The 23,974-nt window shown below is 49.8% G+C and carries 21 protein-coding genes; 6 read left to right on the plus strand and 15 right to left on the minus strand.

Features of this window, described 5'->3' with window-relative positions; translation table 11 throughout:
* Nucleotides 1-7: 7 nt before the first annotated feature.
* The 3 genes from AC2FNV_RS15730 to AC2FNV_RS15740 form a co-directional block, all read right to left on the minus strand.
* Nucleotides 8-1,936, minus strand: a complete 1,929-nt coding sequence (locus AC2FNV_RS15730; RefSeq protein ID WP_170606261.1) for a DUF3604 domain-containing protein — start codon at nt 1,934-1,936, stop codon at nt 8-10.
* 287 nt (nt 1,937-2,223) lie between these two features.
* The gene (locus AC2FNV_RS15735; RefSeq protein WP_170606259.1) at nt 2,224-3,057 is read right to left on the minus strand and encodes a cytochrome c; all 834 of its coding nucleotides are present in this window, start codon (nt 3,055-3,057) and stop codon (nt 2,224-2,226) included.
* A 42-nt stretch (nt 3,058-3,099) separates the two neighbouring features.
* Complete coding sequence (locus AC2FNV_RS15740) at nt 3,100-3,573, minus strand: cupin domain-containing protein (RefSeq protein WP_170606257.1); 474 nt, start codon at nt 3,571-3,573, stop codon at nt 3,100-3,102.
* 89 nt (nt 3,574-3,662) lie between these two features.
* Here AC2FNV_RS15740 and AC2FNV_RS15745 point away from each other — a divergent pair, with 89 nt between their 5' ends.
* A complete protein-coding gene (locus AC2FNV_RS15745; RefSeq protein WP_170480714.1) occupies nt 3,663-4,244 on the plus strand; it encodes a TetR/AcrR family transcriptional regulator in 582 nt (193 codons plus the stop codon).
* A gap of 148 nt (nt 4,245-4,392) precedes the next feature.
* On the opposite strand, the gene AC2FNV_RS15750 is transcribed toward AC2FNV_RS15745, so the two are convergent.
* The 5 genes from AC2FNV_RS15750 to AC2FNV_RS15770 form a co-directional block, all read right to left on the minus strand.
* A complete protein-coding gene (locus AC2FNV_RS15750) occupies nt 4,393-5,310 on the minus strand; it encodes a dihydrodipicolinate synthase family protein (protein WP_170606255.1) in 918 nt (305 codons plus the stop codon).
* On the minus strand, nt 5,303-5,983 hold the full coding sequence (locus AC2FNV_RS15755) for an aspartate/glutamate racemase family protein (protein WP_170606253.1): 681 nt from the start codon (nt 5,981-5,983) through the stop codon (nt 5,303-5,305). Before AC2FNV_RS15755 ends, AC2FNV_RS15750 begins: the two co-directional genes overlap by 8 nt.
* Entirely contained in the window at nt 5,980-6,369 is a 390-nt protein-coding gene (locus AC2FNV_RS15760; protein ID WP_170480708.1) for a VOC family protein, read from the minus strand. The genes AC2FNV_RS15755 and AC2FNV_RS15760 overlap by 4 nt, the downstream gene beginning before the upstream one ends.
* On the minus strand, nt 6,366-7,796 hold the full coding sequence (gene hydA / locus AC2FNV_RS15765) for a dihydropyrimidinase (RefSeq protein ID WP_496773821.1): 1,431 nt from the start codon (nt 7,794-7,796) through the stop codon (nt 6,366-6,368). The genes AC2FNV_RS15760 and hydA overlap by 4 nt, the downstream gene beginning before the upstream one ends.
* Nucleotides 7,797-8,708: 912 nt before the next feature.
* Nucleotides 8,709-9,044: a YegP family protein gene (locus AC2FNV_RS15770; RefSeq protein WP_170480704.1), complete on the minus strand. Its 336-nt coding sequence runs from the start codon at nt 9,042-9,044 to the stop codon at nt 8,709-8,711.
* A gap of 318 nt (nt 9,045-9,362) precedes the next feature.
* Here AC2FNV_RS15770 and AC2FNV_RS15775 point away from each other — a divergent pair, with 318 nt between their 5' ends.
* Nucleotides 9,363-11,591 (plus strand): HEAT repeat domain-containing protein, encoded by a 2,229-nt coding sequence (locus AC2FNV_RS15775; protein WP_170606249.1) that lies wholly within the window; start codon nt 9,363-9,365, stop codon nt 11,589-11,591.
* A gap of 85 nt (nt 11,592-11,676) precedes the next feature.
* Here the strand turns inward: AC2FNV_RS15775 and AC2FNV_RS15780 are convergent, their stop codons facing one another.
* Nucleotides 11,677-11,865 carry a hypothetical protein gene (locus AC2FNV_RS15780; protein ID WP_170480700.1) on the minus strand — a complete coding sequence of 63 codons (189 nt, stop codon included), beginning with the start codon at nt 11,863-11,865 and terminating at the stop codon, nt 11,677-11,679.
* Nucleotides 11,866-12,202: 337 nt separating this feature from the next.
* On the opposite strand from AC2FNV_RS15780, the gene AC2FNV_RS15785 reads away from it, so the two are divergent.
* On the plus strand, nt 12,203-12,526 hold the full coding sequence (locus AC2FNV_RS15785) for a hypothetical protein (protein ID WP_170606247.1): 324 nt from the start codon (nt 12,203-12,205) through the stop codon (nt 12,524-12,526).
* 419 nt (nt 12,527-12,945) lie between these two features.
* Nucleotides 12,946-13,308 (plus strand): YybH family protein, encoded by a 363-nt coding sequence (locus tag AC2FNV_RS15790; protein WP_170480696.1) that lies wholly within the window; start codon nt 12,946-12,948, stop codon nt 13,306-13,308.
* A gap of 464 nt (nt 13,309-13,772) precedes the next feature.
* Here AC2FNV_RS15790 and AC2FNV_RS15795 read toward each other — a convergent pair whose 3' ends face one another.
* From AC2FNV_RS15795 to AC2FNV_RS15810, 4 genes are all read right to left on the minus strand, one after another.
* On the minus strand, nt 13,773-14,189 hold the full coding sequence (locus AC2FNV_RS15795; RefSeq protein WP_170606245.1) for an Hsp20/alpha crystallin family protein: 417 nt from the start codon (nt 14,187-14,189) through the stop codon (nt 13,773-13,775).
* 164 nt (nt 14,190-14,353) lie between these two features.
* Nucleotides 14,354-15,505: an acyl-CoA dehydrogenase family protein gene (locus AC2FNV_RS15800; RefSeq protein ID WP_170610769.1), complete on the minus strand. Its 1,152-nt coding sequence runs from the start codon at nt 15,503-15,505 to the stop codon at nt 14,354-14,356.
* 28 nt (nt 15,506-15,533) lie between these two features.
* The gene (locus tag AC2FNV_RS15805) at nt 15,534-15,770 is read right to left on the minus strand and encodes a phosphopantetheine-binding protein (protein ID WP_170480690.1); all 237 of its coding nucleotides are present in this window, start codon (nt 15,768-15,770) and stop codon (nt 15,534-15,536) included.
* A complete protein-coding gene (locus AC2FNV_RS15810) occupies nt 15,767-17,263 on the minus strand; it encodes an AMP-binding protein (protein ID WP_170606241.1) in 1,497 nt (498 codons plus the stop codon). The genes AC2FNV_RS15805 and AC2FNV_RS15810 overlap by 4 nt, the downstream gene beginning before the upstream one ends.
* Nucleotides 17,264-17,871: 608 nt before the next feature.
* On the opposite strand from AC2FNV_RS15810, the gene AC2FNV_RS15815 reads away from it, so the two are divergent.
* On the plus strand, nt 17,872-18,690 hold the full coding sequence (locus AC2FNV_RS15815; RefSeq protein WP_170606237.1) for a cyclase family protein: 819 nt from the start codon (nt 17,872-17,874) through the stop codon (nt 18,688-18,690).
* Between the two features lie 646 nt (nt 18,691-19,336).
* On the opposite strand, the gene AC2FNV_RS15820 is transcribed toward AC2FNV_RS15815, so the two are convergent.
* Complete coding sequence (locus AC2FNV_RS15820; protein ID WP_170606235.1) at nt 19,337-21,808, minus strand: hybrid sensor histidine kinase/response regulator; 2,472 nt, start codon at nt 21,806-21,808, stop codon at nt 19,337-19,339.
* An 88-nt stretch (nt 21,809-21,896) separates the two neighbouring features.
* Complete coding sequence (locus tag AC2FNV_RS15825; RefSeq protein ID WP_170606233.1) at nt 21,897-22,376, minus strand: putative pterin-binding protein; 480 nt, start codon at nt 22,374-22,376, stop codon at nt 21,897-21,899.
* A gap of 135 nt (nt 22,377-22,511) precedes the next feature.
* Between AC2FNV_RS15825 and AC2FNV_RS15830 the strand changes: the two genes are divergently transcribed.
* Nucleotides 22,512-23,126, plus strand: a complete 615-nt coding sequence (locus AC2FNV_RS15830; protein ID WP_170606231.1) for a response regulator transcription factor — start codon at nt 22,512-22,514, stop codon at nt 23,124-23,126.
* Nucleotides 23,127-23,974: the final 848 nt, after the last annotated feature.

The following is a 23,974-nucleotide window of genomic DNA, read 5'->3' on the forward strand; positions in this document are numbered from 1 at the left end:
TTCTGATCTAGCCCTCCGGAGTATACCAGATGGGCGAGGTATAAGCTCTTTCCTGATGACTCCTTGGAACATCGGCCGTCATCTGGATGCCATAGAACTTTTCATCATATGCTTGCCAAGTGGGTGTGGGTATTTCAAGCACCCTGGCATAATAAACAGCCGGCACTTTGGGGTCGAAATCAGGATCGATCCATACGGCGCGCAGTTCTGCGTCGCCGATTGAGTTGGTGTAGGTTGCGTTAGCCTCGTCCACGGTGTTGCCGACAGATTCTCTCGCTCGCCCGTCGGATCCGATTTCACGGCCATCCGAGACAGCAACGTCGTAGACGCGTTCTTGGCGCGATCCTTCCGCGTCGACCCAACCTTTTATGATCTGGATACGATCCAAGTTGCCGGAATCTGGGTCCTTGAGTGCACCGACCATGAACACGGGCGCACTTGCGCCATTACGAGCAGACGGAAGATCGCCGCCCATTGGAACGCCTCTGGCATATCCGATATCCACGACGTTAGGGCGAAAGACATCATCTTCTGAGTAATCCCAACCTCCAAAGAACCTTACGGCCATCCGCGTTCCAGTTGTTGCAAAAACCTCCTTGGCTTGCATGGCATCAAAGAGGGCAGCCCTAGTATTCTCGCGTGCCCATACCCCTGCAAGACCAGCGGCAAGCGCCTCGTATTCAAACGTAGAGAGCATGTCGTCGCCGCTTAGTGCCTGTATGACATAGTGTTCCCAACGAGTTGGGGAGGGTTCCGACGAAGGCATCTTACCCCAGAAATTATCATCCCGGGTTGTGGCCACGGCTGTGTGGGCATCCGTTGCTCCGATTTGGCCGAACTTGAAGGGATTAATGCCCAATTCCTGCTCTTGCTGAAGACCGACCTGCAGGGCTGATCGGCTGTATTCAAATGGAAGCATCTCCGGCGTCTTTGCTTGGAACCCCGCGATATCACCCTTGTCCCACGTTCCATAGTCAGCGAATTCGTCGTCTGGCGACAGAGCTGGGTGGGTCTCACCATCGCCCTTGATCTGAGTAACTTCGACGATGGGTTCCCAGCGCATGCGAGTTTCCGCGTATTCCGAGTCTATGGGTTCACCGTTAAGCTTTTCAGTTGCGAACATCAGGCCATTAGAGAGGTTCCCGTTATGCGGAATGGCGAGCACAGAACCGCCTGTTTCAGTTTCATAGCTCTCCATGTAGGCCCAAAGATCCTCTGGGTCCGGGCTGTGAAAAGCTGAAAACGGCAGAACCTGCCCTGCTTTCCGTCCGTCTTCCTGGAAAACAACCACCCTGTGCAGGTTGGAAGGTTGTTGCTGGTTGTTGATGGAAGTCCACTCGAAACCAATGAATGCTGTGAAACTTCCAGGGTCATTATATTGGTCGGCAAGCTCTATCTGTCGGTCCCAGATCGTCCGGTTGATTTTTGGGTTGTCGATCACGTCCCGGTTCTGCGATACACCATCAGTGCCCCAAAGCCTGAACGCTTCGTAGCCTTCGCCGGCCTGAACAAGATCGTAAAAACGTTTTCCATATTCCGTGGCTAGAAGATCGCGATTAGCTTCGGCTAGCATGACCGGCATGCCAAGATTTTCGGCGTGGTCCGAAACCACCAGAAAGTCCAACGGTCGCCCAATTCGTACACGCTGACCCGAGGATGTGATCACCTCTTCGCCGCGAGCAAATCGGTAAGCATCTTCTGGAGTTAACGTGTTGCCAATCATTCCGGCGTCCGTGGAAAACATCGTGTGAAGATGAGTGTCTCCCCAATAAAGGCCTTCCGCAAAGTTCCGGTTGCGCACAGTGCGTTCGACAAACGGAGAATAGTTCTGAGGAGGGCCAGCAATGTCTTCCGCCGCAGGAGCAATGTCTTGAGCAAATGCAGTAAACGGCAGTGCAATCGTTATTACTGATAGGTTGGCCGATGAACGAAGCATAATTCCCTCCAATCTCCAATAAAACTAATCATGTTCGGCAATGATCATTTGTAACAATAACACAGATTTATGGACCGAGCATATTTGGAACGCTCCGGCATTTGTAATTCCATAGGCTGTTAGCTGACTTACGAAACCTAATTCGCATTCCAAACAGAAATTCAAAGAATTTTCGGTGAATTCCCACGACAAGACAGAATAGGAACCCAAGGCGTATTCCACTCGGTAGAAACAAGTCTAAATAGCGCACTGGATAACGCTAAATCCGCAGCATTTCGCTTAGCTTTTTATGGATCAGGCAGGGGTGGGATGGTACGCAGATACATTACTATGGCTTCGAGATCTTCGGGCGACATCGTTGCATAATAGGCGTAACCCATAGGCGGTAGCATTTGGCTTCCGTCTGGTCTTTTGCCTAAAACGATAATGGTCTTCAGGTCATCGTCTGAATATCCTGCAAGACCGTCCTGATGGCTCGTGATATTGGGTGCGACGGAAACGCCCCACGGTCCGTGAAACTCGAACCCTCCTGCCCCTAGATGAGTATCAAACATCGGACCTTTGGGCCCGAAAGTCGTGTGGCACTCCGTACAATGCGCGACTGGTCCAGCAAGATAAGCACCATATTCGACCGTCACGCCGCTCGGTGGCGCCGAAACTGTCTCAAGTGGCGGACCATAGGCAGGTGGCAGCGGAAAATTGTAGGTGGACAAAGGTGTCTCAATGTCACTGGAGGGTATTGTTCGCAGGAACATGACCATCGACATGAGATCGTCATCGCTCAGTCCGCGATACAAGCCGATTGGCATCGGCGGTCCGATGACTGTACCGTCAGGGCGGATACCTTCGCGTATCGCTCGGGCAAGGTCTGCATCGCTCCAATCCGCAACACGGCTACCCGGAGTTATGTTGGCTGCCCATGCCTCCATCATGTCATTCTTTTCGATCATCATGCCGCCAAGCTCATTTGTCATATCGGTCCCGTTCGGTCCTTGCGGCGTATGGCAATTTCCGCACGCCGCAGGCCCTCGTACGAGGTATTCACCACGTTCCAAACTCGGTTCAGCAATGGTGGACAGAGGAAAAAGTATGAAAACAATGTTAAAAGCTAGTTGTTTCATTTCTTTATCCTCATTTGGCTCGGGCAATACATCGAAACTGGCTCAGGCTGGAGCTTTGTCGGGGGCAAGTATTGTCATGCCGACTTTATCGGCGACGGCCATGATCGCCGGAATATCCGGCGGGCCATCAGGCCTCGGAACGTCTGTCGTCCCGTCCGGCATTTCTTCTCCAGCCTCTGTAAAGAACGTGTCGTGCATGGCACCTGGTGAGTTAATGCAAAGCAGACGCCCGGGTTCTTGCCCGGTGCAAGTAAATGCATGAATTGCGCCCTCTGGGACTTTAACGAAGTCCCCGCCTGATACTTTCCTTGTCTCACCGTTCACAAGAAACTCAAACTCGCCTTCAAGTACAAAAAAGCTTTCGTCTTCGCCGGCGTGATAATTGGGAGGGGCTCCAGCTCCCGGCGCGGTTTTAATTTCGACAATCGTGTAACGATCTCCGGTCTCAGAAGGGAAAGCGTGAAATGTCAAAAGGTTACCAAGTAAGTGATAAATTCGAGGGCGAGGTTGCGTCATCAAGACAACTCCCTTTTTTTGAATTTGGCGTGTTGTTATGATACACAAATCCAGTTATAAGACAAGTGTCTCATTATACGAGAAGAGCATTGAGTACACGGATCAACCAGAAGAATAGAACAAGAGAAGCGCTTTTAGTGGCAGCGCGTGAGCTTATGTCCGAAGGGCAAGAGGTCACGCTGGCGAAAGTCGCAGAACGCGCAAGGACAAGCCGCGCGACTGTCTACCGGTACTTTTCAGATCCAGGAGTACTGGCGCTGGACGCGACCTTGGACATTGAAGTGAGACCTACGTCTGAATTGCTCGTCGGAATCGATGATGTCCGAACCCGCGTACATGCTGTTGCGCGTTACTACCTTGATTTTTCGAGGGATCACGAGACCTATTTTCGCCAGTTTCTAGGAGAGACCCTAAAGGTCTCGTTGAAAAAAGGAACTGTCAAAATGCGCGGAGCCAGAAGAGTAGATGCGTTTGGTGAAGCCCTTGAACCCCTTCGCTATTCGATGAAGCCCAGGGAATACGAAGATCTGAAACTACGGTTATCCATGACCACTGGCATGGAACAATTCATTATACTTGAGGACATTCTACGGGTGGACCGGGATACCGGCTACCGTCTTCAAGAAGGTCTCGTGGATGCATTGTTGGATCAATATCTGCCGGAAACATAAGATTTTCTGGCATAGGGTGCAGGGTCAACGGGAACCCTTAAAGCGCGGTCCGTTTTATAAGCGCTCAGAACCCAATGCAGGCAACGACGGCGAAACCCATTTTCGACCAGAGCTTTGAGAATGGATTTCTGAATTGCGAGCCACTTTCCTAAATCCCAAGCTCCCTTAAACGCTGCTCCTGTCGGGCGGCAAGAGCGTCGATTTCTGTAATCGCAAGGGCCGTTAATTCAGTTCCCGGTTTGCGAAGAGTGGGGTGTGCAATAATACCTTGTTTAGCCAAAGAGTGCTTTCGGATGGCAAGACCCATACCTGGCTGCGCCTCATACCGGATCATGGGCATATAGGCGTCAAAGATATCGCGAGCGAGGTCGATGTCTCCGCCAAGAAAGGCATTCAGAACCTGTCGCATCATTTCAGGATATCCAAAGCCAGTCATGGCGCCATCGGCCCCACGAAGCAATTCTTCCAGCAGATACATCCCTCCATTCCCGCACAGAATTGATATTCGGCGCGATCCCGCATCGGACGCCTTGCGCAGTGTTGTGATTTTTTCGAGTCCTGGCCAGTCTTCGTGCTTCAGCATCACGCAGGTCGGGCAATCTTCAACGATTTTCAATACCACAGACGGTGATATTTGTACGCCTGTTGCAAGTGGAAAATCCTGCAGAACAAAGGGAATATCGCCCAGGGCGTCTGCCGTGTTGTGGAAATAACCGATGACCTGAGCATCTGTTTGCAATCCCATGGGTGGTGCAACCATCACGCCAGCTGCACCAGCTCCCATCGCTTCGCTTCCAAGGGCTGTCATTGCTGAAAAACCGGGGGCCGAAACACCGACGATAACCGGAACAGCGCAACGTGATATGACGCGCTGAACGACTGACACAGATTCTGAGGCTGACAACTTTCCGGCTTCGCCCATCATGCCAAGAATGGTCAGGCCGTTGGCGCCTCGTTCAATATAGGCGTCGATCATGCGATCTATGCTGTCAAAATCCAATGCACCGTCAGGAAGGAAAGGTGTGGCGGCTATGGTGAAGACGCCCTTTGTTGATTCATTAAGCATGATCAACCCTTTGCAATTTGTGAGATAATCTTAGGCGGATCTGTCCCAATGCAATACTTGCCGCAGCCTGGGTAGGTTCTACAACTGGCAGACCTGTTGCCTCCTGCAATGGTTCACGGTAACGCGCCATGCCCGCACAACCCATTATCAATACGTCTGCACCGTCTTCGTCGCGAAGTCGTTTTCCCGTCGCGATCATGGCATCCAAGCTTTTTGTTTCATCTGTCAGATCCGCGACGCCAAGGCCCAAAGGGCGATCCCCCGCCAATCGGCCCAGCACCCCCATGCCGCCAAAGGCGCGCAAATGGCGAGGAACCGAATTGGGAAGGATCGCAATTACACCAAACCTGTGGCCAAGGCCAAGTGCGGTCATGACCGAGGCCTCCTGAATGCCCACAACCGGGAGGGCAGTCTGGTCCCGCAATGCATGCAGCCCCGGATCGCCGAAGCAGGCAATAACAAAACCTGCCGCATCTTTCTGAGCGGCGGCTAGTGCCAGCATCGGATTGATAGTCTGGTCCGCTTGTCGCTGGCTTTCAATGCCTGGGGGACCTTCGGCAAGTGTCAGGCATCGGATTGGAATGCCGAAACTTCGCAGCGGATCGACGGCCTGATCAATGCTGTTTGTCACTATACTGGATGAGTTGGGGTTGATGATGATCAGTGCACTCATGCGCCAAGCCCCGTCGCAGATTGGATTTCAATCTGATAGCCTTCAGTATCATTGAAAACGAACGCGCGGATGCCGAGGTCGCGATTCTCGAAAAACTCTGACAGACCATCCAGATTTTTTCCTTTGGCATAGGAATACCAGTCATCTACGTCAGGTACCCTAATGCACAGTTGAACCGGCTTAACTGCCGTCCATTTGTGCATGCCCTTGTTTTCGTCCACCAAGCCCACATGCGCTGCCTGACAAATCCGGTAAATTTTGCACCACCCCTGATCGATGGCGAGCGGCAAACCCAACACTTCTTCGTAGAATTGCATCGCGGCTGGCAGATCGCGGTAGTAAAAAAACGTGATCGCCAGTTGGTTGTTTGTTTCAGGTCTTTTCATTTTGTTTCCGCCTCAGCGGTTCGCCTATTGGGTTTGGTTGCCAGAAACGGTCGATGAATCCACTTTCCGTTCCCCGGCGATCCCAAGAAAACACCATCTTGTACAAGTGGCTGGCCACGGAGCATTACAAGATCAGGCCATCCCGTTACGCTGTATCCGGCCCAAGGGTTGTAACCCACATTATCGTGCAAATCGTTCGTACCATACGTCACAGTTTTCTCGGGGTCCCAAACAACAATGTCCGCATCCATGCCTTCAGCAATGGCACCTTTCCGTTGAAGCCCATAAATCCTGGCGGCAGAGTGTGAGGTCAACTCGGCGAAAGCTTGGGGTCCACCGCGCCCCTGAGTTACCATCGCGTTGAACAAAATCGGTAATCGCGTCTCCAATCCCGGCAATCCATTTGCTATCTGATGGAAGCCCGGGTTGGTACCGGCTGCCAATTTACCAGATTCATCAAAGCGGTATGGCGCATGATCGGAAGACACCAAGCTGAGCGTTCCGCCAAGCAGCGCTGCCCATAAAGCATCCTGATCATGCTTGGTGCGTTGTGGTGGTGAGCACATCCACTTGGCACCCTGAAGCCCAGGTTTATCTAGTATCTCTTCGGTCATTAGTAGGTAATGCGTACACGTTTCCGCCCAAACCGGAGCACCACGAGCCTTTGCCGCTGCAATCGCAGACGCGCCGTCGGAAGTTGAAATGTGAAACAGCATCACAGGTTGGTCTAAGTATTCAGCAAATCGGCATATGCGTTCTACCGCCTCAATTTCCGCCATTCTTGGACGCGACCGGGCGTGATCCAGCGGGGAGACATGGCCCGCCCTGATCAAATTATCCTTGGCCTGTGCAATAATGGCGTCGTTTTCTGCGTGGACACATACCAAAGCGCCGCTCTGCTTTGCTTTCTCAAAAATATCCAGCAGTTGGCCATCGTTAAGTTGGATATTGTATGTCGTGAAGACTTTGAGTGACCTGTGACCGGCGTTAATCAGAGCAGCAAGGTCGTTGTCAAACTCATCGACTTCCGTATCGGTCACAGTGAGGTGGAATGCGTAATCGATCATCGCGCCTCGTGCAGCACGGGCGGCATAGTCGGCAACTGTTTCAGAAAGCAACTGCCCCCTGGCCTGGGCAGCAAATGAAATTACGCTTGTTGTGCCGCCCATGGCAGCGGACTTTGTGGCAGTTTCGAACGTGTCTGCATTCCAAAGCCCCATGCCGGACATCTGTTCAATATGGGCATGAGGATCGACGCCGCCAGGCATTACCCATTTGCCACTGGCAAAGATGCGCCTTTTGGTTTTGGTGACCGACGTTCCTATCGACACGATCCTGCCGTCGGTAATAGCAAGATCGCCTTCAACAATCCCTTCTGGCGTAACCACCCGACCATCGTGGATTACAAGGTCGACCCCAGAGCTCATAAATCCTGCCTTCATCAACAGTTGCCTTTGTTTTTAACATGCCCGCATTAGGCGGTTCTGCAAAGCGAAACACCTAATGAGAACCGAAGTAGCTGGTCGGTTGCCGTTAATGGGCGTTAAAAACCTCATTAGCGCGGACAATACTCGAATGATTTTTGTAACAAGAACACATGGGCCAATGGTAAGTTGTAACTTATCAATTGATCAAACAATTCTGTTCACCGCAAAAAGGCGGCGCTTGGGTTTGTTAGCGAGTGCGTAGGTGGGATTTGATATACCGAAACTTCAGAACTTGAGGCTGACATTCCTTCAATTCCCTGAACTCGGTTTCAAAGATTGTTAAACTAAGACCAAAATAGCTGACGAATTGTGGAGATAGTACTTTCAGCTCATGAAGGCGTCGGAATTTTCGGCCTATTTAAGGTCTGCAAGGGTAACCGATCTACTGGGTTGCGTGCTGACGAGGATACGTTGCCTAAAATGATGGAATGAGGGATGAGTTGCGTGCTGAGCTTCCTGGAGCAATCAAAGGGGCAAATTCTGTCAGTATCGGACCGGATGATATGCCCCCGCAGTACGTGTTTTCACGGGTACTATGGCCTCGGATGTGAGCTTGGTAAGCGTAACGCCAACTCTTGCCGGAATGCGCATGACCAAATCTGCAGAAGAGCTGCAGTTAGCACGCCATGCCGGACAGGTCGCCATTGAGATGATGTACTGGCCGTCGTGTAATTGGTGATGAGGCGTCCGAATACGAGGTCTTTTTGGGGAGCGCAAAAAGTTACTGCGGGTGTCAAAAGCACGTTGGTTCACTATCCCAAAGGGGAAGTGAAAATTCTAATTTAGATTTGATTTGTTGACCGCGAAAGCGGTTCTTTTCAGCTTTCGCGGGTAATTTTCTGGAAACAGCCGTCAGCCAGTTTGGTCATCCAGTCTTGCGTCAGGCGCATTTTTTTTGACGGACTCAATCCCATTGTCCCGAGCCGCGGTACTGCTGTATTGTTCGCTAGTTCCTATTACTTGCCCGTTCGACGCCCTTAGATTGAACATAGGATTCCCAGAACTGGTATCCTTGCGCTCATAACGGCTGTCATCACTTGCATTGCGTCGCACCGAGTCGATGCCGTTTTCGGCGCTGGCTTTTTGCTTGTATCCCTCGCTGGCGAGAATAATTTCGCCATTCCCCGCCTTTAGCCGAAACCGAAATTCGCCGGCTTTGTCTGTGTAGAGTTCAAATTTTCCAGCCATGATATTCTCTCCTCAAAATATGCTGAAAATCAGTCTTGAAAACAGTTTTTCCAATAGCAAGAAAAATTTGACTTTAAATTCTGTCACAACCGAGATCGTAGCGTCAGTGTCCATCAAAACGGATCGGCCTAAGTTATGTCAAAAGCGTTTGGAATAATCTAAGGGTCTCGCTTGAACATCGTGCTTTTTGTTCGTGATTGCACCGCGGCTATTTTTGGAGAACCGGGGTTGCGCGTGAACTCGACACGACTTTGGAACATTAACGTTCCAGCGAAAATAAGTTCCCAGGAAAATTTCCAACTGATAATCTAAGATATCATGGAAAGCCGACCAAATCGTCGATTAGCAGCTATATTGGCCACCGATATTGCAGGCTATTCCAGATTGGTTGGTTTGGACGAAGAAGGTACAGTTGAACAACTTCGACTAATCCGCAAAGAAGTCATCGAGCCAACGATTGATATGCATGCTGGGCGCATTGCAAACACCGCGGGCGATAGTTTTCTTATCGAGTTCCACAGCGCAGTCGATGCAGTACGCGCTGCCTTGGCGATACAATCAGAACTATCGATAAGAAATGAAGAAGTTGACCCAGACCGTGCAATCACGTTTCGGATAGGTCTGAATGTCGGAGATGTAATCTCAAATGCAAGTGACATCTTAGGAGATGGCGTAAACGTAGCCGCTCGGCTTGAAGCCTTGGCAGATCCTGGGGGTATCGTTGCCTCACAATCAATTGTCGAATACGCACGTAAAAAGGTACCTTGCAGCTTTGTCCCAATCGGTCCGCAGAATGTTAAGAATATCGCGGAACCCGTTGAGGCTTTCCGCGTCCGCACAGAGTCGACACCATCCTTAGTTGCGACAAAACAAATGAAATTGCCCCGTTGGATGAAGCTGGGCGCGGTTCTGACCGTTTTGACGGCAATAGGATTTTTCTCTGAGTACCTATGGAAAAAGGACCAATTGCTGGCATCGGAGGCGCAAATGGCTTACCCGTTGCCGGATTTGCCGTCGATCGCGGTGCGGCCAATATCTAATTTGACTGGCGATACTTCCAATCAGATGCTGATTGACGGTATTTCCGAGGATTTGATTACCGATTTATCTCGTATTTCCGGGATTTTTGTCATCGCGGGGAACACGTCCTTTGCTTATCAGGACAATGACATCGACATTGCAGGCTTTGCCGAGAAACTGGGTGTGCGGTACGTGGTAGATGGAAGTGTTAGACGCACAGAGAAAGACTTTCGGGTCAATATCCGCCTTACAGACACATTGAATGGCAGATTGATCTGGGCAGAACGTTACGATTCGGAAGACAACGACATCTTTGATGTTCAAAGCAGCATCGTACTTGCGATCGCGCAGGAACTGGAGGTTCCGCTGAACACTCAAAGTAGGTTCGCGATCGAAAATTTTGAAACCGAAATGGTCGAGGCGCGCGAAGCTTTCCAACGTGGCTGGGAGTTGTACTCGCAATTTAATGAAAGGGATAATCTGGCAGCGATTCCGCATTTCGAGCAAGCAGTCGCACTTGATCCAAACTACGGACGCGCGTGGGCTACACTGGCTTTGGCCCACTTGCGACCGCACATTTTTCACCATTGGCGAGGGTTCGCCAACTCCGACGAAAAAATGCATATCGGTTTGTTTTACAAGTATTTCCGTGAAGTAACCCAGCAAGATACGTCGCTGATCCACGTCATAAGGGCCATCGTCAGCCTCAACCTTCCGGATTGGGATAGCGCAGCGGGTGTAAGCCGGGGAACGGACGAAGCCAGACAGGAAGCCGCAAAAGCGATTGCTTTACAGCCCAGTGACCCCGCAGCACATTTGACTATGGGGTGGGCGTTAATTGCGGGCGGCGAACCAGAGGAAGGTCTGGCTTTTGTCCAAGCTGCAATGCGTCTCGATCCTGCCTATCCCAGTCATTATGCCTTGTTCGAAGGGGCGGCACATTTCGCAAAGAATGATTTAAACAGTGCCGAGGCAGCCATTTTGCAGGAGTTGGATCGAAACCCTCAGGCAATTGAATTGATGCCTTTTGCAGCATCGGTTCTGGCTTTGAACGGAAAACGCCGTGCGGCGCGGGCAATGATAGATAGGTGGCAGAAAGGAGAACATGAGGGCGCCTTGCAGGAAGTCGTCCGCGAGTATTTCTTTATCGTGCGTTGGGTTGGAGAACATCAATATTTGAACAATCGAATTAACAAGGGTCTTCGATTGGCCGCGCTGCCCCCAAGTACTACGGTAGCGAGTCTCAAGTCTGACCTATCCCGCGGGGATGCCAACGAACAACGAACGGCTGCACAATCGCTTGCGTTATTTGGTGCTGAGGCGGCGCCTGCAGTGCCGGAACTTATCTTACTTCTGAATAGTCCTTCAGTCTTTGTCAGAAAAGAAGCGGCAATAGCACTGGGAGAAATAGGCGGTTCGGCCTCTTCGGCGTTGCCGGCGTTGGAAGCGATGGTAGATGAATCTTTGTCGGGCAACTTCGCCGCCCGTTCGATCGAGCAAATACGCGAACAATCGGAAAGGCAGTGAAGTAAGTACCTAAGTTGAGACAGAACCCAAACAGATTCAGGGCTTGCCTGAATAACTTAAGCCGCCTAATGAAAACGCTGATAACCTACCAACGTGGAAGCTTGCGGATTACATAAGGTTTACAGGCTTCGTTTATTATTTCCGCGTCACCGTTGATCAACATGGGATACAGCGCTGACAGCTCGTCCCGGGATAGATTTTCAAGAAGCAATCTGCCCCCGCCAAATATTCGACGGCGCATTTCTTCTTCAGCTGAAAGATCACTTGAAGTCATAATACACTTTACCACATTTCAATCACTGTTTCACTGATGCCAAGATTCGCTTGTCGTTTTAAGTTTTCGGATTTTCTGCATCGAGATCAGTGCCGTCAGTTTACCTACTATTCGGAAGATAGTTTGATTGATGTGCGCCGAGCTCAATCGGTTCAATAAACACGGCTATGCGGCGGGATGCATGCTGGGAACGCCAACATCTATTATGCCAACTCTGGGCTGGCAGAAATTCGCATTAGGTTGGCGGAATCTCACATGAAAGGAACTTCAGGTGCCACCACTTCGGTAGTGCAGAGGTTTAGAACCCCGCGCCACGAAACCTGAGAGGAGACGCCCCGTGTTTGTGAACAACACAGAAACGGCAATACGGGAGATTGACCCGGCTCTGGCCGCTCAAACCTTTGAGGCCGGCACCAAATTTGCGACCGTGATACAAGGGTGGGATCAGGATGACGACCTAACTCCACCCATGGAAATGCAGCTGACTATCCAACAGCCGTGCACAATTCATGACGTGATGAATGCGTTCGCTCTATCTGGGCAGCGCTATTTGGACGGAAAGAATGCAGTGTTGCTTGATGTCCGGTTCGAGGAAGTGACGCGGAACCTGTCAACCGGCGTATTTCACATTGGTTGGGGCACATGGTGGCTGAGCAAATGACACGCATTTGAAACCGGCCCTGAGCCCTGGCGTGTAGTTATCCATTGTCCTGAACCGTTCTTTATATCTTAGTGAAAGGAACTGAAATATGGCGAACCCAATGTTTCATTTATTTGTGGCGGTACTGGGGGTCGTCGCCTTGTGGTTGCTGTTTGAAGTTGTGGTCAAATTTTTGTTCGACAACCCCAAGAGTAAGGAAACATCCAACGGCACGCCGTCGATTGAACGCAGGCCAGTTGAGGAACACTTTGAGCGAAGAAGCTAGGGGTGATGGTCACTAAATAACATCGCCTGCCGATTATCCTGATCCGACGTATCCCATTATGTTTTTTGGTTAAAAGGGACTTGGAACCATAGAAGAACATCGACTCAGGAATGTGTGGTAGTCTTGGGGCATACAAAAAATGTGGGAGGAGAAAATGTCGGACATTGAAAAAGTTAAAGAACTGGATGCGGCGATCATCGCAGGGATCAATGCGAAAGACGCAGATATGGCAACAGCACCATACGCCGAAGACGGGGCGTTGATGCCGCCTGGTGCGCCCACAATGTCAGGTCTTAGTGCCATACGTGAGTATTGGCAGGCCGCAATTGACGGAGGTCTGAGTGATGTGGTTGCCACTATCACTGCGGCTCATGTCAGCGGTGACATTGCTGTAACAATGGGAACGCTGGCTGGCTCGATGGGAGGGCAACAGCTTGCTGGGAAATATGTTCTTTACCTACGCAACGGAGCTGATGGATGGAAGGTTCAACGCGACATCTGGAACTTTGACGCTTAAAGCGAACTTAGCGGCATAGTGGTTAAAGGTCGCTGCTATGTGTAGGCGGAACGCTTTTGTGGTGCCGCGCGTTTGCAATTTATTGCGCATTCACCGTGAGAGCGTTCCAGCTTCGGACCCCGTCACGCCTTTAACATGAGTGCTTTCATACTCTAATTATTATGCAAACACCCTTGTACTGTTTGATGCGTTGCGAGTTCTTCCTGAGCGGCCAACCGTTCCAAGGATTGCTTTGCAACGTTAAGTAATCGTCCCGGTTTCAAATGCGGATAGAAAAGTGCTTGGGCGGAATCCATGTTGGAAAGTTGATGATAAGTCCGGAAAATCAGACAAGCGCTAAAACCATCATGACCTGGACACCACGCACCTGGAAAGGTCTGAGGCGGTCGTTGCCAGACAATTGTCGACCGATTTACGCCTCATACCCGGTTTCTCCGACAACGCATTGGTAGCACTGGTTGATACTAACCCTTGCGAATTTCCACTTTGGAGGTTTCTTGCTTCCTTGGTGTCTTCTTTGGAATGGTGATTGTCAGAACACCGTCCTTGAGTTGTGCGTCGACTTTGTCCCCTTCTGCGTCTGGGGGCAGTCGAAAAGAACGGCTAAACGAGCCGTATTGCCGTTCGGAGAAGAACCAGGTTTCTCCTGTTTCTTCGCGCTCGGATCGCTTCTTACCCTTCAAAATAACGACGCCTTCCTCAACACTCAGATGGATATCCCTTTCCGCTACTCCGGGGAGCTCGACAGCAATTCGATATGAGTCGTCGCTTCCGGCTGCTTCGGATGCTGGCGCGAGCCATTCAGCAACCCGTTCGCCCATCTGGCGCAATGGATCATAGAGGGAAGGCCAAAAACCGCTGGTGTGGGATTTCTCAACCATCTCCAAACTCCTTTCGGTAAGTTCTCCGAAAGCAAGATTTAATCAGATATGAATGTTTCTCCTTGACCCTGATCAATTTTGTAGTTTTCGCGGCAATTACAAAGGGGCCTAGTTGTACCAACTGCAGAGGCTGAGAAGTCCAAATACAATCAGTTGTGACCGGATTAAGTTCTGACGGCGCCTTTCTGATAAGCGGAAATTAGGAGGCGTTGAATATCCGATGTTCCACCCAGCGTTATCGTTCCAGCCATATCCCGGACCATTCTCTCGCATTCTCCGGTCAGGTATCCGCTTGCGCCCCTGATGCGCTGTGCTTCCAACGCATTTTCCAGAAGTGCTTCGGCGACAGATAATTTCACAACCGAAGGTGTCATTCGGTTTTTAACTCCAGCGTCTATTTCGCGAGCAGCATTTTCTATCAAGAGTCGCGAAATTTCATAGCGAACCTGCATGTCGGCAATTCGGTTAGAAACGGTCTGGTTGTTTATGATCGGTTTACCATTCGGGGCGCGGTCGCGTGCAAACAAAACCGTTTCGTCGAGCTGCCTTTTCATGGCCCCCAAATGGCTAGAGAAAATGAAACTTCGTTCCCAGGCGATAGACTGGTTAAAAATTGCGTGACCGGAACCTTCGGATCCCAACAGTGACTCATCCGGGATTTCTACGTTTTCAAACGTTAGTTTGCCGGTCGGTACTGTTCGATGACCAGACTTATCGTATGGGGCGCTTTTTGAAACTCCGGGTGACTTGAGATCAACAATAAACGCCGACATTCCCCAGGCACCGTGATCCGGGTTGGTTATTGCGAATACCTGAGCAACGTCTGCAGCAGGCGCCATGCCGATCCAAATCTTTTCCCCGTTAAGACGATATCCATATTTTGTTTTTTCCGCCGTCGCGCGTATGCCGGTCACATCCGACCCGCTATTCGTCTCAGTTACAGCGTGCGCGCAGACCGCTTCACCGTCTACGAGAGCAGGTAGCCATTTAGCCTTTTGATGCTCGTTCCCAAACACCGATATCGAATGCTGCATAGCCCAAAGTTGCCCGTTAAGGCCTAGCAACATGCCATTGTCGCGGCATCCTTTACCAAGAGAATGCAGCGCTTGAAAAGAATCTGTAAAAGACCGCCCCTCGCCTCCGAACTGTTGCGGCACGTTTATACCCAACACTCCTTTAAGTGCGGCGGACTGCCACAGGCCCATCCAATCCGATGGGTCTTTGGCCCCGCGTCTATCTCGTTCCTCCACATCTTCGCTCAAAACTTCATGGCCGAAGTTGCGGAATTCTTCGCACTTTTCATCAATCGAAAGCATTAGGGTATAACCCATTGATTGGTTGAGTTCAGATAGTATTCAAAAACCCCGACACCTGTTCCACACTGCTAAAGTTTTCAAACGTGATTTTCTCGGTTGGAATTTGAATTTTCATTTCCGTTTCTAAAAACGCGACTAGGGTCATGACCCCAAGCGAATCCAGAATTCCTGACAACAACAATTCTTGCGTCGTTGAAACCTGCCTACCATCCAAGATGGTTTTCGAGATGAAATCTGCAATTTCTTGATCGCTTATTCTGCTCACTTGGCGGTCTCCATAAGACTTCTTCGATTGATCTTGCCCGTGCTGGTTTTGGCAAATGACTTTCTGAATTCCAGTTCGTCGGGAACCATGTAACCTGGCAACTTGGAATTCAGGAAGCCTTTAAAGTCAGACATCTCCAGCTCCTGATTGTCTGCCAAAATTGCAAAGCCCAGTATTTTTGATCCGTCAGGCGAAACTATTGCCGCCGCTTCCGAAACTAGTTCGTGAGAGTTCATAGCTAGTTCGATCTCGTCAAGTTCTACGCGATAGCCGCGTACTTTCGCTTGGCGGTCTTCCCGTCCCAGAAACACCCAGCGACCTTCAGAATCTAATTTAACCCTGTCACCTGTTCGGTAGTATTTTTTGCCCTTAATTGTTGCAAAACATCTGGCATTCAGGTCTGGACGGTTCCAGTAGCCGCGCATCATCGAAGTTGAAGACACGAGCAGTTCACCGTCATCCGCCCGTAAGAAAGTGGCGTGATCCATGTTATGACCAATCGGTATTGGCATGTCCGTAGGGTGGTCATTAGGCACTGTATATTCTGAGACCTGATTTACTTCGGCCGGCCCATAAGAGTTTGAAATTTTGGCGCTTAAAGCGTTTCGCAAAATTGGCAAAGCCGACGGAGGCATTGGTTCACCACCGTAAATTATCCACCTGAGATGGGACAGGTCGCGTTGCTCCAAGGCTCCACGCTCGCAAAGTTGTAAGAATGTGTACGGAACAGAACTCCAGATTGTCCCTCTGCTTTCCTCCAACAACTGTGAAAGGCTTGCTGGGAACATCAGCACCTGCTCTTTAACCAGCTCGGTCGTCGCTCCGACCATAGGCGGAGTAAAAAAATCGGCCAAAGAAAAATCGAAATGAAGGGGCACGGTGTTGAAAAAAACGTCGCTGGGTCTGAGCCCATATTGCCTTAGCCATGCGTGAGCAAAAGCGCTTCCAGAAGCGAAAGTGTGGCAAATACCCTTGGGTGTACCCGTGGAGCCGGAAGTGAAAATTATGTAAGCTAAATCATCACGTGCGTTTTCGTGGCAAACAAAGTTAGTGACCTGCTCATCAGGCACGGCACAGTCACAATTTGGGATTGAAGCACCAACGACTACAACTTTGTTTTCAAGTGCAATTCTTTGAAGTAAATCTGAACTTCGTGGTGCGCCAACCACTACTGAAGTGTCGCAATTTGAAATGATTTGGGTGGATCTTTCCACAGGCGCCATCGGGTCTAATGGCACAAAGGCTGCTCCGACCATCCAAATTGCGTGTATGGCAATCGGCATTTCCAAACCTTTGTACAAAGCCAACGCCACCCGATCGCCAGGTTTGACGCCAACCGCACGAAGGGTGACAGCCATCGCCTCGGCTTTTCTGAGAAGCGTGAGGTACGAGATGGATTCGCCATTGCTTCGGAACGCAACCCGGTAAGGCCACTTAGCGGCCGCAAAAGGCAACGATTTATCTATATCGTTGAATTCTTGAAGGATATTCAAATTCCCACTCTGACGACAGTTTCGTGGTATCGGTAAGCGTCGAAGCTTGCCTCAGCCTTGAGTTCCGCCGCAATCTTTCCTTTGACCCTACGATATGATTTATTCGTTTGATCCATTACTTTGGATCAAATCCAATCAAAAAAAAAGCAAAGTTGCTTGGTCTCGAAATTGGGCCTGTCGAAATATGTCAAGTGTGCTTCAGTTCGAAGTTGGGTGCAGAGGTCTCGTAACAAGAGACACTCGCACAGTCGCAATACGAATTTGGTTTCCAATTTCTTTTTCGAACATCAAAGCAAATGATTTTGAAAACGTGTTAACGTTCTGAGCGAGTCGAGTGGTGGAATGGGGAATTCCGAGTGTTCGGAACGCTGTCCTTTAAACTGATCGCAGACGTTTATTCGCTCTACTTCGGATCGCAAGTTATGCGTCCCTTGCACCGGACTGGAAGTGGCATTGGCGACGGTGCAATCCCGGAAGTTCGATTGACGGTGGATCTTGGATTTTTGTTATGGCTGCGATCCCATCGAGCGACATTGCCTTCTTACTGACCCCCGGTTTGGCTATTCACAAGCGCCGCACCGGACACAATCTAAGAAAGGAGAATTGCCTTGTGTGATATTTGCGTAATGAATTCAGTAAAGAACCGGATGTTGAGCCGGCGTGACATACTGCGTGCATCAGCCGCGGTGCCAGTAACAGCGGCTGCAGGGTTGGTCGCCTCAGCGCCGGCCACCTTGGCGGCCGGTCATGGTCGTGTTGTAGATATGACCCACACCTTTAGTGAAGAATTCCCGACCTGGGTCGGCGAACCGGGTTTGAACCGCGAACAACCTGCAAATTTCGCCGACCACGGGTTCAACGTGTTCGTCTATACAGTGGACGAGCATTCGGGAACTCACATTGATGCGCCCTTGCATTTCTCAGCAGACGGTCTGTCTGTGGACGAAATCCCAGTTAACGATTTGGTTTGCCCATTAGCCGTAGTCGATATCCGCGCTCGCGCTGCAGAGGATGCCGATACCCAAGTGACGCCAAAGGACCTGCAGGCTTGGATAGATGCCAACGGTCCGATCCCCGATGGAGCTTGTGTGGCCATGAATTCAGGTTGGAGTACGAAGACGGATACCCCCGGATTCAGGAATGCAGACGCAGACGGCATTCAGCATTATCCGGGATTCCATATTGAAGCGACGCAGATGCTCCTGGAGACGGGTGCACGGTCGATTGCAGTAGACACACTTTCGCTCGACTTAGGGGCCAGTCAGGATTTCGCGACCCATTATGCTTGGTTGCCAACTGGGCGATTTGGAATCGAGTGCATTGCAAACCTAGATGAAGTGCCAGCATCGGGAGCAACACTCATCGTGGGCGCGCCGAAAATCCAAGGTGGCACTGGCGGTCAGGCAAGGATTTTTGCGTTGATATGATTGTGGTGACCTAATGTCTTGGTGCAAGAGACGCCTGCGCGACTTCCTCAGCGCTTTTTTAGTTTGCCTGAGAACCTTTCTGCGGTCGTTGATGCGCGTTCCTAATTAGTTTCTCTGAAATGACCCTCTTGAAACCCGCCCAGCGGCCCACCACTGGGCGGGTAGACGAACGTTCGCGGTGGCTTTGCCCAAAACTGTATTAATGACGAAGCCGTTCGCGAGCCGCTCTTCCACTTGGGGATAGGGAGCCAAGTGGTCGCTAAAAGGTGCAACTGAATTGGTGAAATAATATGGCCGAGGTTCGTCTAATTCTTGCCATGCCTGTTGGTAAGACGGCCAAACATTACCATTTAACGAGACCATAGAGTCCAGGAAGAGCAGACCTCAAAGTGGTTAGATGTCACCTGACCGAATTTCCGCCTCACCGAAAAGAAATACCCGCCGAGCTGCGTCGGCGGGCTAAGAACGATAGATCGTTCCAGTGAGTGGTTGCAGATCTTCTGATTTGAACCTTTCCTTAATTATTTGTTATCGCAAAATTTTATCAACCTACCAATTAGAATAGTTTGGGGAACTAAAACTCGCCTAAAGTACGACTAAATGGACGGGTCGTTAGGTTGGTGCGGATCTTCAGGTTTGATTTCGCTTATCCCATTCTCCTGCGAGTGTTTTCCGTCTCTTGCTTTAAATGATCTAAGGCAATCTCCAATCCGTTTATATCTGCCTCGGTTGCTTCTTTTCGTGTGTCCTCAATAACTTTCGTCAACGAACGAAACCCGAACAAGGCAGCAGCGCCGCTAAGTTTATGGAGATGAGACGCCAATTCGCTTCTTTCACTCAAGTCAGGTAGATTTTCATGCTCCGCAAAGAAATCAGACATCTCTCGGAAGAATTCCAAAAGAGCTTTTTCCATTTGCGCTTGACCCAATGTGTCACCAAGTTCCTGTAGTATATTCCTGTCTATTAATGGTTTGTCGGCAGGCACGGGGCTCGAATCCAATGGTTCTCCCAGCAATGCTTTTTGTAGATCGTGAAGCCGAATTGGCTTGGTTGTGTATCCGTCCATCCCTGAAGCCAAGGCCTTATCCAAGTATTCCTCTTCGTCGTATGCGGAAAGCCCATGAATCCGACTGGTTGCATTCAACCCGCCAGATTTTCTTATCTTTTCAGTTAGTTCGCACCCATCACCGTCAGGCAGACCAATGTCCAACAGAATAACGTCAAATTTAGTGTTTATTGCCAGTTCGTAGCCGTCGGTTGCTGAGACCGCACTGTGAACCCGATGACCCAGGCTTGATAGCATTTCACAAAGAACCGAATTGTTAACTACGTTATCTTCAACGACAAGAACAGAAAGTTTTCGCGTAGCTGAGACAGAATTCCCTATACTTGTGCGTTCAACTTTGGACCCAATTTGCTGAGGCTTCGAAGCTGTTTTTAAGGGGAGGTTGAGGGTGAAGCGACTTCCGCGATCTAATTGGGAGTAGACAGTAATGTCCCCGCCCATCATTCTCGCAATTTTTCTTGAAATAGGAAGCCCAAGACCATCCCCTCTGGACTGCCGGCCTTTGACAGGAGCTAGGGTCACATAATCTTCGAAAACTTTTTCAAGTTGGTCTGCTGGTATCCCATCTCCTGAGTCTGAGACGGTCAGAACCAACTCAGTAATATGCTGGGCACTATCACCCCTTAGCTGTACTTGGACACTTCCTTGGGAAGTGAACTTGATAGCGTTTCCAACAAGGTTCGTGACAATTTGGCCCACCCGCACTTCATCGGCAATAAAGTTGGCCGACAAGTTTTGATCGAGGTCGGTTTCAAGTTCCAATCCTTTTTTCATTGCTAATGGTTCAAGAATTGCGATGACTTGAGAAATTTTCTCGTACGGATTGAATGTAACGGGCGACAGAACCAACGAACCTGACTCAATGCGTGTAATATCAAGGGCTTCGTTGATTTGTTCGAGCAGAATCTCTCCCGACCCGATTGCTACCTCCAGAAAGTGATTTTGCTTCTCCGTGAGGTCTGTAGTTTTTAGCAAGTCGAGAACTCCAAGAATTCCGGTGAGAGGAGTTCGCATTTCATGGCTCATTATTTCCAAGAACCGTGATTTTGCTCGATCAGTTCGCTCCGCTCTTTCTTTGGCCTCCAATAACGCTTGCTCGTTGCGCTTTCTTTCACTTATGTCGCGCAGATAGACGGCGACCAAGCCGCCGCCTGTATTCGATACCCTTGTCACATTGACCTCTGCTGGGAACACTTCTCCATTTCGCCTCGTTCCCAAAATCTCGACCCGCTTATTTTCGGGAAGCCCGGGAATGAGTTTTGGGATTAGCGCGTTAGGCTCGTTATTATTTTCTTGATAATGAACATCTGGGAGGATTGTGCCCTCGATTTTGTTGCCTAAAACGTCTTTTTTCTTCGAACCAAAAACCTGTTCAGCAGCCTGGTTAAATTCTACAATTTCACCCCTCTCATTTCCGATGACTATGGCATCAAGCGAAGCAGACACTGTAGACTCTAACCGGGCTGTTGTTTCGCGAAGTGCAAGGTCGCGCTTTCTGGAAAGACTTAGCATTCTGTACAGAAACAGAAGTACTGCCGCTAATACGATGACGACTGAAGTCGCGACCAGGCCGGCATTTCTGAGAGCTGACGAAAATTCTTGCCTACGGGCCTCGGTTCTTTCGGCTCCGATGGAAATACCCAACAATGCCAATTCACGGGCTACCGGTTGGTACCGTGTCGTTAAGTTGACAATTTCAACAACATCGTTGGTTGAGCTGTTACTTTGCGTAAGCCTTTCTGTTTCATCGGCGAATTGTTGAAGTTCCCGTAACAACTCCGACGCGCGGTTATCGCTCTCAATTATTTCTCGAGCCGTTCCTTGGCTAACGAGATCGATACGACTTAAGGCTATTTGGGTCTGTACGTAAATTCTTGCGGTGTCTGGGCTGATACGGGAAGATTCTTCAAGCAAGACGGAACGCAGATTGGCGAACTCGGTGTCCAACTGCAAAATCGTCCATTGGGCGTTCTCGCTGCCAGCAGTAGATAGCGCGCGCTGCTCAAGCCAAAGATTACGGCCCAAGGCGACCACGAGCGCAACAAGAAACAAAACAGATGCCGGAATAAGAATCCGGCCTAACCTAAATCGCATTGCACCTCCATAAACCTTCGCTTTAAAGCCCAGAAATGCCTACAAATCATTCGAGAAGGTCAATTCTTTTCAACTGCCAAACCGAGCGCGCATAGTTAGATTCGGTCTGATAATCGGGACTGTCGTCAAACGGAAACATTATCCAGTAAGGTCCCTTTTCCCGAACCGACATTGTGGCCCCGTCAATCCGAGTTGCAATAATTGGAACTTCTTCCTCGAGCTCTGCAACCGGCATCTCAACGGAATAATCGTTCAAGGCATAAAGTTTAAGGAGTTCGCCATCGGCGTTTAGGTGTTGGATAAGACTGGAAATCGGAACACCGCTGAATTGGTGAATTCCGTCAGTCCAAATAGTAGAGGTGGAAAAGGAAACTTGGTCTAGCGAATCCAAAACCTCCAACGAGAGTTCTTTCTGCTCGCCGCCCACAAGCACAACTGTCAACGGGATCGAATTTTGTGCATAGGCTGATGAAAAACACATCACGGCGAAAGTAGCCACGATAGTCAGAGCATTTCTTAAGTTCATAGAATTGGCCTCCCCGGTTGCATGGTGTTACAATCAAGCTATCACTGATTTGAGCGTCGAACATAGATTAACAGAGTCTAAGTCAATCGTTGTTTGAGGCATAATAGTTCTTTCTCGGAGGCTGTTCGGTTCTTGATGAGCACCATTTTACTAGCCGATGATCATCAACTGGTTCGCGATACATTGGCCAGCTACCTGGCTGAAAAAGCCGGTTTCGAAGTGAAGGTAGCCTCAAGTGCTGAGGAGGCATACGTCGCGCTTTCAACTTTCAGAAACATCGATCTTGCAATTATCGACTATCAGATGCCAGGGATGGACGGTTTGGAAGGTTTGATCCGGCTCCGATCGCGGTTTCCCGACCAAAAAACAGTGATAATTTCAGGGGTTGCTTCCCCTGAAGTTGCGGATAAAGCCATTGAACTTGGGGCGCTTGCTTTTTTCCCAAAATCTATGCCAGTCGACTTGATGCTAGCCGGCATCAATGAACTGATAGCGAATAATCCCGTTGAAATCTCTGCCGGCAATTCCCAGGGTCAGCCTGACAGCGAACTCCAAAACTATGGCTTAACTGTCCGAGAAAGACAGATTCTGCGGATGCTTGCTTCGGGGCAATCCAATAAGTCGATAGCGCAAGATCTGAGTTTGAAAGAAGTAACCGTGAAATTTCACGTCACGAATATCTTAGGAAAACTTAGGGTCAGTAACAGAACACAGGCAGCTTTGCTCGCAAATTCGAGCACTTCGCTTTGATGCAGTTGAGGATTTCTTAGTTAAGAGTCGAGGTCTTTAACCCTGAGAATTTCTGAGCAATAGACGGACCCTAGACTTTAGTTTGGTTTGCAGCTTGGAACAAACTCGAGGACTAAGAGATCAAAAGAGATCTTTAAACATAACCCAAACAAGATTTGCTAGAAAATGTTCGTTCTAAACCCATCGCACAAAAAATTGGCCGCTTCGCCGATGTGTCGGAGAAGCGGCCAGAATCGTTTGAAAACACAACCACTCACTGATTGCTACTTTAGTATAGTAAATCTCTGGCCTTGAATCGAGAAAAAAACTGTCGGGGGTTTGCGTTTGCAGTTAGAAGAGGTGCCATCAGAAAAATCTGACCAGTCCGAAGTGGGCAAGTGACCTGAGTTTGAAATACATCTTTGGAACTGTAACTTTAAATAAACGGACTTAGTGACGCCTGCTATTCAATCTCGATAACAAATGTCCTTGCGTAGTCACTCCCGTCGTCCCAAAAGTGTGGTTCGCGTGAATGTTTTGGGTTGGCAAAAAAGTGACCATATCCTTGCCTGCCGCGAAAATTGTCAGGATTACCCTTCGACCACCGCGTATATGTGAGTGGCTCACCTGTGCTCCAAACCCAACCGCCAGACGGCTCGTTGCTGCCAGGCAGTTGATAAAGCCCGAAAGCTGGGCCGTGAATATTTCATACGCTGTCCGTACTAAAGAAACGTTTGTCGTTTTTTACAAGGTTATAGATGAACTGGTTTTCTCTGGCGTTGCCGATTGTTGCCAAGTGTCCTCCCATCTCATTTGCGAACTCGCTTGAAGTAAAAAAATCCTTTCTGGACGACCGCACTGCCAGGTAC

This window comes from Ruegeria sp. BHSA163 (assembly GCF_059613365.1).

What these genes read in the sequence shown, in the direction of transcription:
- AC2FNV_RS15730 (WP_170606261.1), bottom strand. Translation starts at nt 1,936, where the DNA reads ATGCTTCGTTCATCGGCCAACCTATCAGTAATAACGATTGCACTGCCG.
- AC2FNV_RS15735 (WP_170606259.1), bottom strand. Translation starts at nt 3,057, where the DNA reads ATGAAACAACTAGCTTTTAACATTGTTTTCATACTTTTTCCTCTGTCC.
- AC2FNV_RS15740 (WP_170606257.1), bottom strand. Translation starts at nt 3,573, where the DNA reads ATGACGCAACCTCGCCCTCGAATTTATCACTTACTTGGTAACCTTTTG.
- AC2FNV_RS15750 (WP_170606255.1), bottom strand. Translation starts at nt 5,310, where the DNA reads ATGCTTAATGAATCAACAAAGGGCGTCTTCACCATAGCCGCCACACCT.
- AC2FNV_RS15755 (WP_170606253.1), bottom strand. Translation starts at nt 5,983, where the DNA reads ATGAGTGCACTGATCATCATCAACCCCAACTCATCCAGTATAGTGACA.
- AC2FNV_RS15760 (WP_170480708.1), bottom strand. Translation starts at nt 6,369, where the DNA reads ATGAAAAGACCTGAAACAAACAACCAACTGGCGATCACGTTTTTTTAC.
- hydA (WP_496773821.1), bottom strand. Translation starts at nt 7,796, where the DNA reads ATGAGCTCTGGGGTCGACCTTGTAATCCACGATGGTCGGGTGGTTACG.
- AC2FNV_RS15770 (WP_170480704.1), bottom strand. Translation starts at nt 9,044, where the DNA reads ATGGCTGGAAAATTTGAACTCTACACAGACAAAGCCGGCGAATTTCGG.
- AC2FNV_RS15775 (WP_170606249.1), top strand. Translation starts at nt 9,363, where the DNA reads ATGGAAAGCCGACCAAATCGTCGATTAGCAGCTATATTGGCCACCGAT.
- AC2FNV_RS15780 (WP_170480700.1), bottom strand. Translation starts at nt 11,865, where the DNA reads ATGACTTCAAGTGATCTTTCAGCTGAAGAAGAAATGCGCCGTCGAATA.
- AC2FNV_RS15790 (WP_170480696.1), top strand. Translation starts at nt 12,946, where the DNA reads ATGTCGGACATTGAAAAAGTTAAAGAACTGGATGCGGCGATCATCGCA.
- AC2FNV_RS15795 (WP_170606245.1), bottom strand. Translation starts at nt 14,189, where the DNA reads ATGGTTGAGAAATCCCACACCAGCGGTTTTTGGCCTTCCCTCTATGAT.
- AC2FNV_RS15800 (WP_170610769.1), bottom strand. Translation starts at nt 15,505, where the DNA reads ATGCTTTCGATTGATGAAAAGTGCGAAGAATTCCGCAACTTCGGCCAT.
- AC2FNV_RS15825 (WP_170606233.1), bottom strand. Translation starts at nt 22,376, where the DNA reads ATGAACTTAAGAAATGCTCTGACTATCGTGGCTACTTTCGCCGTGATG.
- AC2FNV_RS15830 (WP_170606231.1), top strand. Translation starts at nt 22,512, where the DNA reads ATGAGCACCATTTTACTAGCCGATGATCATCAACTGGTTCGCGATACA.